This window comes from Streptomyces sp. CB01249 (assembly GCF_001905735.1).
Lineage (GTDB): Bacteria > Actinomycetota > Actinomycetes > Streptomycetales > Streptomycetaceae > Streptomyces.
Map to the genome: position 1 here is coordinate 393021 of NZ_LISW01000009.1, position 12493 is coordinate 405513.

Below are 12493 nucleotides of genomic sequence, written 5' to 3' on the forward strand. Positions count from 1 at the left end.
CGTCCTAGTCTTCGCTGCTGCGGCTCAGTCGTACGTACACCGCGGAGAATCCCGCGAGGACGACGAGCAGGACGAGGCCGAGTGCCGCCGCGCTGCCGTAGTTGTTGAAGTTGAAGGCGTACTGGTAGATGAGGTAGACGACGGTGGTGGTGGAGCCCTCGGGTCCGGCGCCGTTGGTGAGCAGGAAGGGCTCGGTGAAGACCTGCATCGTCGCGATGATCTGCATGAGCAGCAGGAGCGAGAGGATGAGGCGGGTCTGCGGGATGGTGACGTGCCAGATCTTGCGCAGCAGCCCGGCGCCGTCGAGCTCGGCCGCCTCGTAGAGCTCACCGGGGATGCCCTGGAGCGCGGCGAGGTAGATGAGGGTGGCGCCGCCCATGTTCATCCAGGTCGCCGCGATGACGACGGAGAGCATCGAGGTGCTGGTGTCCTGGAGCCACTGCTGTTCGGGCAGGTGGAAGATGCCCAGGATGCGATTGAACAGCCCGTAGCCGGGGTCGTAGAAGTACTTGAAGAGCAGGACGGAGGCGACCGGCGGCAGCATCACGGGGAGGTAGACGAGCAGCCGCAGGTAGCCCTGGCCGTGCCGGAACTCGTTGAGCACGACGGCGACGGCGAACGGGACGACGAAGCCGAGGAGCAGGGCGAGCACCGTGAACAGCAGGGTGTTGCGCCAGGCCTGCCAGAAGGCCGGGTCGTTGAAGACGTACGTGAGGTTGGACCAGCCGGCCCAGGTGGTGGTGCCGTCCTCGTTCTTCTGGAAGGCCAGGATGAATTCCCGGACCATCGGATACCAGGAGAAGAGCGAGAAGCAGAGCACCGCTCCGATCAGGAAGCCGTGCGCCGAGATGTTGCGGCGCAGGGCGCGCAGGAACTCCTCGCGGGCGGAGTCCGGGCGGGCGGAGCTTCGGTGTCCTGGGCGAGGCCGGGTCGCCTTGCGGGGGGACAGGGTTGGGGCCGACATGGTGTCTCCTCGGTGCCGGTGTACGACGAGCGCGTAGCGGACGGGGTCCGGATGCGGGGCCGGGTCCGCGTGACCCGGCCCCGCGCGTCCGTTACTGGTTCGCCAGAACCTGGTTGACCTGCTGCTCGGCGGTGGAGAGCAGCTTGTCGACGTCGGCGTTCTTGTTGGTCAGGACACCGGACATGGCGTTGTCGAGGATCTTGTAGATCTCCTGGGCCTTCGGCGGCTCGGCCTTGCCGGGGACGGGGTTGTCCATGAACGCCTTGAAGTTCTCGACGGGCATCGTCGCGTTCTGGGCGCGTGCGGCGTCGTCCGTGGTCTTGCTCTCGCCGAGGAAGAAGTTCGGCTGGGGCAGGCCCACGGGGAGCTTGTCGGCCTTGGTGCGGGCCCAGTCGAACTGGCCCTTGCCGGGGGTGAGGTTCTTGAAGTTCAGCCAGGCGATGGCGGCCTTGATCTGGTCGGGCGAGCTGCCCTTCTTGATCAGGTAGTTGTTGCCGCCGAAGAGCGTGCCCTTGCCGCCGGGGATGGGGCCGAGGCCGAAGGTCTCGTACTGGGCACCGAGCTGCTGCACCATGTACGCGATGTCGTCGGGGGCGGCGAGGAACATGCCCAGCTTGTCGCTGGCGATCTGCTTCTGGAGGTCGCCCCACTTGAGCAGCTGGGTCTTGCCCATGCTGTCGTCCTCCCAGCGCATGTCGTGCAGCTGCTGGAGGACCTGCTTGCCGGTCTCGTTGTTGAAGGCGGCCTTCTTGCCGGAGGCGTCGACCACCTCTCCGCCGAGGCCGAATTGCGTCGCGGCGAAGTGCCAGCCGCCGTTGTTGCCGGCGCTGTACTCGCCGTAGCCGGAGATGCCCTTGCCGAGGCCCGCGATCTTCTTGGCGGCGGCGCGCACCTCGTCCCAGGTGGCGGGCGGGGTGTTCGGGTCGAGACCGGCCTGCTTGAACAGCTTCCGGTTGATCATCAGGCCCATGGTGTAGTTGCTGGTCGGCAGGCCGTAGAGCTTGCCGTCCTTGCGGGCCACGTCGACCACCTGCGGCTGGATGTCCTTCAGCGCGGGCACGGTCTTGTCGTTGACGTACGCGGAGATGTCCTCGGCGCCGTCGTTGTCCAGGACCTGCTGGAGGTCGCTGAAGTAGGCGTAGAAGACGTCGGGCTGGGACTTGCCCTTCAGCATGGCGGTGAACCGCGGCGGCTCGTTGCACTGGCCCGGGGTGGACTTGCCGTTGATCGTGACGTTCGGGTACTTCTCGTTGAACGTCTTGATGTCCTCCTTCCACTCCCGCAGCTCCGCGGCCTTGGCGGCCGGCGGCATGCAGTCGATGGAGATCGTCACCTTGGTCTTCGGGTCCAGCGGAGCCGAGGGGTCGGACGAACCCTTGGACGAACTGCTCGAGTCGTCGTCCTTGCTGCTGCTCGTGCCGCAGGACGCGAGCGAGGTCAGGGCAAGTGCGGTGACAAGGGCAGCCGCGGAGGCACGGCTGATACGGCGTGTGCGGCGCAACCCAGCACTTCTCATCGATGGTCCCCTTCGGGCATGAGCGTGGATGGCCCTCGGCCGACTGACTGCCGGGGCGAGGCACACTCAACCAGCGTCGACATGTGAACGCAATATCTCGCGCAGTTTTCGTAAAAGTTTGACAGCCATGAGTACGCCGCATGCGGAACACGGCGTGAGCGCAGCACGGGGCGCCGCCCGGCGAACCGGACGGCGCCCCTGTGTGCGGTGGTTGCTACGGGTTGATGTTGATCTTCATGGTGGACGTCGTGTTCTTCACGTCCTGGGCGTTGTCGCTGAACCTGAGCCCGTTGAAGGTGACCTCACCGACGGCGGGTCCCTGGCCGGCCTCGGGCATCTCGTTGGCCCACAGTCCGAACCCGGACTTGGCGTCGAAGGCGTCCCCGCTCTTGTGGGCGCCGGAGATGGAGATGTCGGTCAGGATGGTGTCCTTGATGGGGAACTGCGGCTGGCCTCCCACGTAGTTGGTCTGGAACATGATGCCGCTGTACGTCGGGTCGACGATGTCGACGTGGTTGATCCGGATGCCCTGGAAGACCTTGGAGGCGGAGAACAGCCAGATGCCGGGGAAGGTCTGCGTGCCCCAGAAATGGCCGCCGGAGCGGATCACGGAGACGTTCTCGACCGTCGTCGGGCCGGTCCCGAAGCCGTTCATCGGGTAGCCGAAGTCGAGCGAGCTGACGGTGATCCCCGAGTACACCAGGGTGTCCGCGATGCGGATGTTCCGGAAGGTGTTGTCGTAGCCGCCGTAGACGGCCACACCGGCCGCGCGCCAGGTCAGGAGCGAGGTGAGGTTCTCGTAGACGTTGTTCTTCATGTCCGCGCCGCCGGAGTCGATCGCCGAGAACAGCGCGAAGCTGTCGTCACCGGTGGCCCGCGACTCGTTGTTGACGACGTGGTTGTCCGTCGAGCCGTTGGTCATGTTGATGCCGTCGGCGAACGTGTCGCGGATGCGGGAGTTCTTGATGGTGATGTTGTCGGTGTTGGCGCCCCAGTAGAGGCACACCGTGTGCTCGTTCCAGATGTTGTCGATGACCATGTCCGACACGTTGGAGAAGTCGAACACCTTGCCCGGTCCGTCGATGCGCGAGGTGTAGTTCCCGAAGTACGCGAAGTTCGCGAACGTCGAGCCCTTGGCGCTCGCCTCGGCCCGGAAGCCGATGTCGGTGTTCTCCTGTGTCGAGGGCGCGTGGAACCTGGTGTACCAGGGCCCCGCACCGATCACCTTGACGGCCTTGCCGTAGACCTGGAACTTGCTGGCGGTCTCGTAGTCGCCCGCGGGCAGGTAGACACCCACCAGCTTGCCCGTGGTGTCCATCCGCACCTTGTCCAGGGCGTTCTGGACGTCCTGGTGGGTGAAGCCGGCCGGAACGGCGTAGGCGGCCGGGTCCGGGTTGGCCATCTGGGTGGCCTGCTCCAGGCTGACGAAGTCGATCGCGTAGGTGCTGGTGTTCGCCGCGTCCTTCTGGAGCCGGATCTTGCTGCCTGCCGGGACGGTCTTGCCCAGCATCACGTTGGCCTCGTCGTAGATGTGCCGGGGTGAACCGGAGCCCGGGGAGTTGCCGGGGCCGGTCTCGGCGCCGTACAGCCAGGCGTACTTCGAGGTGAGGTCGATCGCCTTGAGGAAGGTGCCGTCCACGTAGATGTTGAGCTTGGAGTCGATGCCTCCGCCGCCCGCCGAGTCCGGGATGGAGTAGCGGGTCACCAGGGTGTTCGTGTCGCCCCGGGTGGTGAACTCGACGTAGTTGCCGGTGCTGTTCAGCGTGACCGCCTTGCGGCCCGACGCCTCGCCCGCGACGTCGCCGACGGTCCTGTTCGGCCCGACGACCTTCGCGCCGCCGCCGATGACACCGTCCTCCGCCTCGTAGGTGTCGTACGGCATGTTGGCGCCGCGCCCGACGAAGAGGGAGCTGCTGACGGTGTTGTTCTCGCGCTTGACCGGAAGTTCCTCGGCGTCGTCCGCGACGACCGTCTTCACGGTGTACGAGCCGTTGACCGCCGCCCAGGAGCCCAGGTTCACCGGGGAGCTGGTGGCGCCCGCGGCGATCGAGCCGTTGTAGCTGCCGGTGAGGGTCTTCACCGTGGCGCCCTTGGCGTCGAGCAGGGTCACGGTGACGGCGTGACCGCCCGAGGCCGAGGCGACCGTGCCCTGGTTCCGGATGGCGACGGAGAAGGCGACGTTGTCGCCCTGGGCCGGGGCGGACGGCGAGGTGGTGACCGCGGGCACCAGGTCGGAGCTGGCGACCGGCTTCACGACCAGGCCGGAGGCGCTGGTGTAGGTGTTGTCGGTCTCGTTCTGCTCGATGATCTGGTTGTCCGGGTCGACGACCGCGCTCAGCGTGTACGTGCCCGCGCCGCGCGCCCCGATGTCCGCGCTGACCTGCGAGGAGGCACCCGCGGCGAGCGCGCCCACGTTCGCGGTGGCGACCTTGGTGTCACCGAGCCGGAATTCGAGCTTGCCGGCCGGGGCGGCGACGGCGCCGGTGTTGCGCACCGTCGCGGTGAGCGTGACCGGGTCCGACTCGACGGGCGCGGCCGGGCTCACGGTGATGCCGCTGACCTGGAGGTTCGGGTTGGGGGCCGGGGCGCCCAGCACCTGGAACTCCGCGACCTGCCCGGCGGGCGCGCCGGTGTTGGAGGTGAACTTCAGCTGGACGTCGGCGACCCGGGCGTCGACCGGGATCGTCACCGTGTTGGCGCTGCCCGGGCTGAACGCGTAGTCCTTGGCGGCGACCAGGCTGGTGAAGGACGAGGCGCTCTGCTCACGGCCGAGGACCTGGATGTTCTGGGTCCTGGCCCCCCAGCTGCTGTCCGGGTTGAGCTTCACGACGACGCTCTGGGTGTCGGCGTTGGCGCCCAGCTTCACCGTGAGGGTGTTGGGGTAGCTACCGCCCGCGCCCTCCCAGTAGGTGGAGAGCTGGTTGTCGTTGGCGTTCTCCGCGACGAAGGTGTGCACCACGGAGGAGGCGGTGATGGGCTTGCCGACGGCGAGGTTGGAGGCCGCGCCGGTGGAGCCGTTGCGGGTGACGGTGTTGCTGTCGCCGGAGACGTTGCCCGCCGCGTCCTTGGCCCGTACGACGTACGACACGGTGGTGCCGGCGGACTGGGTGTCGGTGTAGGTGGTGACATCGCCGGCCACGGTCTTGCGCAGCACGTTGTTGGCGTAGATGTCGTACCCGGTGACGCCCTTGTTGTCGGTGGACGCCGTCCAGGTCAGCTTGATCTGCCCGGAGCTGGGCTCGGTGAAGCTCAGGTTGGACGGTGCGGTGGGCGCCTGGGTGTCACCGGAGTCCCCCTTGCGGGTGACGGTGTTGCTGTTGCCCGAGACGTTGCCCGCAGCGTCCTTGGCCCGTACGTAGTACGAGACGGTGGAGCTCGCCGGGCGGGTGTCGGTGTACGTGGTGACGTCACCGGCGACGCTGGTCAGCAGGGTGTTGTCGGCGTAGATGTCGTACCCGGTGACGGCGGTGTCGTCCGTAGACGGCTTCCAGGTCAGCTTGATCTGCCCGGTGGCCGGTTCGGTGTACGCCAGCTGCGTCGGGGCGCTCGGCGCCTGGATGTCCCCGGTCTCGGGTCCGTAGACCTCCAGCTCGGAGACCTGGGCGCCGGGCTGGACGCTGTTGGCGGTGACCAGGACGCGGACGTAGCGGGTGGTGGTGGCGTCGAAGGTGATCGTCGCCGTCTCGGAGCCGGGGCTGAAAGTGTACGCCTTCGCCTGGGTCAGGTCCGTGAAGTCGGAGCCGTTGGCGCTGCCCTGGATCTTCAGCGTCTGACTGCGGGTCTCCCAGCCGTCGGGCAGCCGCAACACCACGCGGTCGACGCGCACCGAGGAGCCCAGGTCGGCCTGGAGCCACTGCGGGAACTCGTTGTTGCGGCTCTCCCAGTAGCTGGCCCGGTTGCCGTCGTTGGCGTTGGCGGCGATGTACGTCTGGGTGTTGCTGCTCGCCGTGAGCGGGCGCCCGGTGGCGAGGTTCACCGAGGACTCCGCGGCCGCCCGGACCTCGAGTTCGGCGAGCTGGCCGTTGTCGGACGCGGTGTTCGCGGTGATGTCGGCCCGGACGAAGCGGGTCCGGGCCGCCGGGAAGCTGATGGTGACCTTGTTGGAGCTGCCCGGTGCGAAGGAGTAGGAGGCCGAGGTCTTCAGCGTGGAGAAGCTGGTGCCGTCGACGCTGCCCTGGAGGGAGAGCGTCTGGCGGCGGGCCGACCAGTCGGCGGGGAGCTTCAGGGTGACCTGGTCGATGCGGGTGACCTTGCCCAGGTCGCTCTGCACCCACTGGGGCAGGGACTTGCCGGACCCCTCCCAGTAGGTGGACTGCTGTCCGTCGGCGATGTTCCCGGCGGACTTCCCGCTGCTCGCGGCGGCGCGTTGGCCGGCGGCGATGTTCGGGCCGCCGGCGGCCGAGGCGTTCAGCGCCGGCCAGGCGACCATCATCAGGCTGGTGGAGACGGTCGCGGAAAGAATCCGCCATCTCCAGCGTCGCGTTCTCATCTGTCCCCGATCTGCTGCCTCGGCGCAGGGGGCCGAGGCGCGGCTCAGTCTGCGACCCCGCCGGTACATGAATTTCTGCACTGACGGGATGACCTTTTGCGTTTTGCGGTCAGAGAGTTGCAGAGAATTGACGCGGAGTCCACCACTCCGGCAGAAGTAGGTAACGCTTTAGGTGCTGCCCATAGAGGCCAACTGGCCCGACAAGAAGGGCATTTGCTAGCAGTCCCGCCCAGGCGCCCGGACGCCGCCGAGCTCGCAAGGAATTTGCGTGAATATGCAAGCCGGTGAAAGGTGCCAGCTCGGAGGGGGTCGCCGCGGGACACCCCGCACGACGAAGGGCGGGGTCCGCCGCCGCGGACCCCGCCCTCGCTCGCTCCCCGTTTCTCAGCCCGGGTGGCTCACCCGCCGGGCGCCCACCGGTACCGCACGTCCGGCTCGTTCTCCTCGTTGCGGCTCCCGTCGTCGAAGGCGACCGGGGTGAAGCCGTGGTGCTCGTAGAAGGACCGGGCCGCGGTGTTGCGCTGGAAGGTGTACAGCGCGAGCCCTCCGGGGCTGGCCTCCTTGGCCGCCGCCAGCAGGAGCGAGCCGATGCCCCGGCGGCGCAGGCCGGGGTCGAGGTAGAGGTGTTCCAGCTCGGAGCCGTCCAGCGAGAGGAAGCCGGCGATCCGGGCCTGCCCGCCCTCATGGATCTCGGCCACCCGGACATCGGTGCCCGGCAGCACCACATGGGTCACCCAGGCCAGCGTCGCCTGGTCGCTGTGCACCCGCGCCAGATACGGCATGGCGGCGGCGCGGGAGGCGAGGAAGAGCCGGGTCAGGGGCCCGGCGTCGTCCGCCCGGGCCTCCCGGAGCACGGCGGGGCGGCTGTCCAACGGCATGCGCGATCTCCTGTCCGAGTGGCCGCCACCCTGGGCGCGGGGCACACGGTGATCGAACATACGTCGGACGCGTTCCGGATCTCCATAGGATAAGAGGGCCCCTGCCCCACCGGTGCCCGCCCGGGGCGCCCGACCCCGCCGAGGAAACGACGTAACGGTGTACCAGCCCCATGTGTTCACGCTGACCGAGGACGGCTACCGGGGGCCCGCGCCCTCCTGGAGCACCGGCGTCCCCTCCCTGTGGCTGGTGGACACGGACCGCGCGGCCGAGGCCGCCCTGCTGCTGGCACCGAAGATCCTCGACGCCTCGGAGCTCGCCCGGGTGGAGAAGCTGGCCTTCCCCGCGGACCGGGCGTGCTACACCGCCGCCCACCTGGCCCTGCGCCTGCTGCTCGGGGCGCGCCAGGGCGTCGCTCCGGAGGCCGTACGGCTGACGCGGGAGCGCTGCCCGTCCTGCGACGGCCCGCACGGCCGGCCCGCGACGGGCGGCGGCACGCACTTCTCGCTCTCGCACACCCGCGGCGTCGCGCTGCTGGCGTTCGCGGGCGCCCCGGTCGGGGTGGACGTGGAGCGCGTCCCGGAGGCGCGGGTGGTCCAGGAGGTCTCCGCGCAGCTGCACCCCGCCGAGGCGGCCGAGCTGGCCGAGCTGCCGCCGGAGGAGCGGCCCACCGCCTTCGCCCGGGTGTGGACCCGCAAGGAGGCGTACCTCAAGGGCGAGGGCACCGGCCTGGCGGGCGGACTGGCCCGCGAGCACGTCGGCACCGGCCCGCGCCCGGTCGGCCCGCCGGGCTGGGACGTCACCGATGTCGCCGTCCCCGGCGGGTACGCGGCGGCGGTGGCCGTGCGAGCGGCGGGGCGGCCGCCCGCCGAGGGCGACGACCGGCGAAAATGACCGCACGGGCACATCGCACCGACCGACCGATACGGAGGAGTGGCAGATGCCGCACGCACGAGCCGGACAGCAGGCGCGCCCCGAGGATCTGACCGATGTGGCACGGCTGGTGACGGCGTACTACGCGCTGCACCCCGATCCGGCCGAGCCCGGCCAGCGGGTGGCGTTCGGCACCTCCGGGCACCGTGGTTCATCGGTGGCCACCGCGTTCAACGAGGACCACATCGCGGCGACCAGCCAGGCCATCAGCGAGTACCGGGCGCAGCAGGGCACCGACGGACCGCTGTTCCTGGGCGCCGACACCCACGCCCTGTCGGAGCCGGCCCGGGTCACCGCCCTGGAGGTGTTCGCCGCCAACGACGTGCGCGTCCTGATCGACACGGAGGACGGGTACACCCCGACGCCCGCGGTCTCGCACGCCATCCTGACGTACAACCGCGGCCGCTCCTCCGGCTTCGCGGACGGCGTGGTGGTCACCCCGTCGCACAATCCGCCGGGCGACGGCGGGTTCAAGTACAACCCGCCGAACGGCGGTCCGGCGGGGTCGGACGCGACCGGCTGGATCCAGGACCGGGCCAACGAGATCATCGCCAACGGGCTCAAGGACGTCCGCCGGATGCCGTACACGCGGGCGCTCGCCGCCGCCACGACCGGCAGGTACGACTTCCTCGGTACCTATGTGGCGGATCTGCCCTCCGTCCTGGACCTGGACGCGGTGCGCGAGGCCGGTGTCCGGATCGGCGCCGACCCGCTGGGCGGCGCGTCGGTCGCGTACTGGGGGCGGATCGCCGAGCAGCACCGGCTCGACCTCACCGTGGTCAACCCGCTGACCGATCCCACCTGGCGGTTCATGACGCTGGACTGGGACGGGAAGATCCGGATGGACTGCTCGTCGCCGCACGCGATGGCCTCGCTGATCGACCGGCGCGACCGCTTCCAGATCGCCACCGGCAACGACGCCGACGCCGACCGGCACGGCATCGTCACCCCGGACGCCGGGCTGATGAACCCGAACCACTACCTCGCCGTGGCCATCAACTACCTGTACGCGCACCGGGAGAACTGGCCGTCCGGGGTGGGCGTCGGCAAAACCCTGGTGTCCTCCGGGATGATCGACCGGGTCGCCGCCGACCTCGGCCGGGAGCTGGTCGAGGTGCCGGTCGGCTTCAAGTGGTTCGTGGACGGGCTGTCCGACGGGTCGCTGGGCTTCGGCGGCGAGGAGTCGGCCGGGGCGTCGTTCCTGCGCCGGGACGGCTCGGTGTGGACGACCGACAAGGACGGCATCCTGCTCGCCCTGCTGGCCTCCGAGATCCAGGCGGTCACCGGCGAGTCCCCGTCCCAGCACTACGCCGCGCTGACCGCCCGCTTCGGCGAGCCCGCCTACGCGCGGATCGACGCCCCCGCCGACCGCGAGCAGAAGGCGGTGCTGGCCCGCCTCTCCCCCGATCAGGTCGCCGCGGACACCCTCGCCGGTGAGCCGGTCACCGCCGTACTGACCACGGCACCGGGCAACGGGGCCGCGATCGGCGGGATCAAGGTGACCACGGAGAACGCCTGGTTCGCGGCCCGGCCCTCCGGCACGGAGGACGTGTACAAGATCTACGCGGAGTCCTTCCGGGGCGCCGAACACCTGACGCAGGTCCAGGAGGAGGCCAAGGCCGTGGTCTCGGCGGCACTGGACGCCTGACCCGGCGGGGCGCCCGCTCGTCCTCCCGGTACCGGTACCGGGAGGACGGGTCTCAGCTCACGGGGTCCACACCGTCGGCCTCGGGGCGGTCGCCATGCCGTCGCCGAGGAAGAAACCGGGGTGCGGGGGCTGGTTGTACGCGGTGTTCTGCCAGGCCAGTGCGGTGCGGTAGGTGGTGTCGTGGAGCAGGGTGGTGATCCGGGTGGTGGTCTCGTACGGCGTGGAGTAGATCCGTAGCGCGGTGTTGTTCGTCGTCGCCCAGACCACCTCCTCGCGCCAGTCGCCGAGGAGGTCGCCGGAGAGGACCGGGGTGGCCTTGGTGCCGTTGTTGGAGTGGACCGAGGCACCGGTCAGCAGGCGGGTGTCGCCGGAGGTGCCGTACTTGTCGATGTGCGTGCCGTCCAGCAGTTCCCGGGTGGTGTCGCCGTCCCACCAGGCCAGGAAGTTGGTGCTGGAGGGCTTGCGGCTCGCGACCACCGTGCCGTGCGGGTCGCGTATCCCGGAGGCGGCCGACGACCAGGACTCGGCGCCCGGACTGCCTGCCCAGATGTCGTCGCTGACACCGCGTCCGTTGTCACCACCGGCGGGCGTCGACCAGATGATCTGCCCCGTCTTCGCGTCGGCCATCCAGGACGAGGGCTTCGAGCCGTCCTCGTCCACCTTGAACTCCTCCAGGCCCGGGCGCGCCGGGTCAAGGTCGCCGACGTGCATGGCGTCGCCGTGGCCGTTCTTCGTGGTCCACAGGGAGCTGCCGTTGTCGTCCACGGCCATGGCGCCGTAGACGATCTCGTCCCTGCCGTCGCCGTCGACATCGGCCACCGACAGCTGGTGGTTGCCCTGTCCGTCGTAGCCCCGGCCGGTGTTGGTGGAGCTGTTGGTGTCGAAGGTCCAGCGCCGGGTGAAGGCCCCGCCGCGCCAGTCCCAGGCGGCGATCACCGTACGCGTGTAGTAGCCGCGCGCCATGATCAGAGAGGGCCTGCCGCCGTCCAGGTAGGCGGTGCCGGCGAGGAAGCGGTCGACGCGGTTGCCGTAGCTGTCGCCCCAGGAGGAGACGGTTCCGCGTGCCGGCACGTAGTCGACGGTCCCCATGGCGGCGCCGGTCAGGCCGTTGAACATGGTGAGGTATTCGGGGCCGGACAGGACGTAGCCGGAGGAGTTGCGGTGGTCGGCCGACGCGCTGCCGATCACGGTGCCCCGGCCGTCCACGCTGCCGTCGGCGGTCTTCATCGCCACCTCGGCCCGGCCGTCGCCGTCGTAGTCGTACACCTGGAACTGCGTGTAGTGCGCGCCGGAGCGGATGTTGCGGCCCAGGTCGATCCGCCACAGCCGGGTGCCGTCGAGCCGGATGCCGTCCACGACGGTGTTGCCGGTGTACCCGGACTGGGAGTTGTCCTTGGCGTTGGTGGGCTGCCACTTCAGTACGAAGTCGAGCGCGCCGTCGCCGTCGAGGTCGCCGACGGAGGCGTCGTTGGCCTCGTAGGTGTAGGCGACACCGTCGGGGGTCGTGCCGCCCGGGGGCGGGCTGATGGGCACGTCCTTGTAGCCGGCGCGGAACTGGACCGCGTGCACGGAGTCGGCCTGTTCGACGCCGCCGACCACCGCGCGCACGGTGTAGTCGGCGGAGTTCGGGGCGCCGGAGTGGAAGTAGTTGGTGGAGCCGGTGAGGGGCGAGGCGTTGACCTTCGTACCGGCGCGGTAGACGTTGAAGGCGACGGAGTCGGGGTCGGTGGCGAGCCAGCGCCAGCTGACGAGGTTGCCGGAGTCGGTGTGCACGCTGACGACGCCCCGGTCCAGCGCCTCCACCTGGCGTGCGGTCGCGGCGTGCGAGGTATGGCCGGTGACGACCAGTCCGGCGGCGGCGAGGATTCCGGCGGTGACGGCGCCGAGCAGGGTGCGGGTCCGGGTGGTGCGGCGTCTGCGGACGGTGCGGGCATGCGCGAGAGCCACGGTACGAGCCTTCCGGAGTGGGGGTGGGTGGGCTACTCCTCAGTGGCCGCCGGGCGCGGAAAGGTTGCCGCCCCGGGCAATGAGGATGCCGCCCCGGAGCATTCCGTACGCGCTCACCCG

General features: G+C 69.6%; 7 protein-coding genes. 2 read left to right on the top strand and 5 right to left on the bottom strand.

Annotation, left to right across the window (positions count from 1 at the left end):
• Positions 1-4 precede the first annotated feature (4 nt).
• The 4 genes from AMK18_RS31915 to AMK18_RS31930 all read right to left on the bottom strand — a co-directional run bounded on the left by AMK18_RS31915 (position 5) and on the right by AMK18_RS31930 (position 7847).
• Complete coding sequence (locus AMK18_RS31915; RefSeq protein WP_018102839.1) at positions 5-964, bottom strand: carbohydrate ABC transporter permease; 960 nt, start codon at positions 962-964, stop codon at positions 5-7.
• A 91-nt stretch (positions 965-1055) separates the two neighbouring features.
• Positions 1056-2480, bottom strand: coding sequence for an extracellular solute-binding protein (locus AMK18_RS31920; protein ID WP_026171488.1), 1425 nt, complete (start codon positions 2478-2480; stop codon positions 1056-1058).
• 214 nt (positions 2481-2694) lie between these two features.
• A complete protein-coding gene (locus tag AMK18_RS31925) occupies positions 2695-6969 on the bottom strand; it encodes a discoidin domain-containing protein (protein ID WP_107422377.1) in 4275 nt (1424 codons plus the stop codon).
• A gap of 398 nt (positions 6970-7367) precedes the next feature.
• The gene (locus AMK18_RS31930; protein ID WP_073865541.1) at positions 7368-7847 is read right to left on the bottom strand and encodes a GNAT family N-acetyltransferase; all 480 of its coding nucleotides are present in this window, start codon (positions 7845-7847) and stop codon (positions 7368-7370) included.
• Between the two features lie 157 nt (positions 7848-8004).
• Here AMK18_RS31930 and AMK18_RS31935 point away from each other — a divergent pair, with 157 nt between their 5' ends.
• Positions 8005-8739, top strand: coding sequence for a 4'-phosphopantetheinyl transferase family protein (locus AMK18_RS31935; protein WP_073865542.1), 735 nt, complete (start codon positions 8005-8007; stop codon positions 8737-8739).
• 46 nt (positions 8740-8785) lie between these two features.
• Complete coding sequence (pgm, locus tag AMK18_RS31940; RefSeq protein WP_073865543.1) at positions 8786-10426, top strand: phosphoglucomutase (alpha-D-glucose-1,6-bisphosphate-dependent); 1641 nt, start codon at positions 8786-8788, stop codon at positions 10424-10426.
• Positions 10427-10483: 57 nt separating this feature from the next.
• Here the strand turns inward: pgm and AMK18_RS31945 are convergent, their stop codons facing one another.
• Complete coding sequence (locus AMK18_RS31945) at positions 10484-12373, bottom strand: rhamnogalacturonan lyase (protein ID WP_073865544.1); 1890 nt, start codon at positions 12371-12373, stop codon at positions 10484-10486.
• Positions 12374-12493 lie beyond the last annotated feature (120 nt).

Bases quoted from the DNA above. Each gene is read 5' to 3' on its own strand.
- AMK18_RS31915 (WP_018102839.1), bottom strand. From the start codon at position 964: ATGTCGGCCCCAACCCTGTCCCCCCGCAAGGCGACCCGGCCTCGCCCA.
- AMK18_RS31925 (WP_107422377.1), bottom strand. From the start codon at position 6,969: ATGAGAACGCGACGCTGGAGATGGCGGATTCTTTCCGCGACCGTCTCC.
- AMK18_RS31930 (WP_073865541.1), bottom strand. From the start codon at position 7,847: ATGCCGTTGGACAGCCGCCCCGCCGTGCTCCGGGAGGCCCGGGCGGAC.
- AMK18_RS31920 (WP_026171488.1), bottom strand. From the start codon at position 2,480: ATGAGAAGTGCTGGGTTGCGCCGCACACGCCGTATCAGCCGTGCCTCC.
- pgm (WP_073865543.1), top strand. From the start codon at position 8,786: ATGCCGCACGCACGAGCCGGACAGCAGGCGCGCCCCGAGGATCTGACC.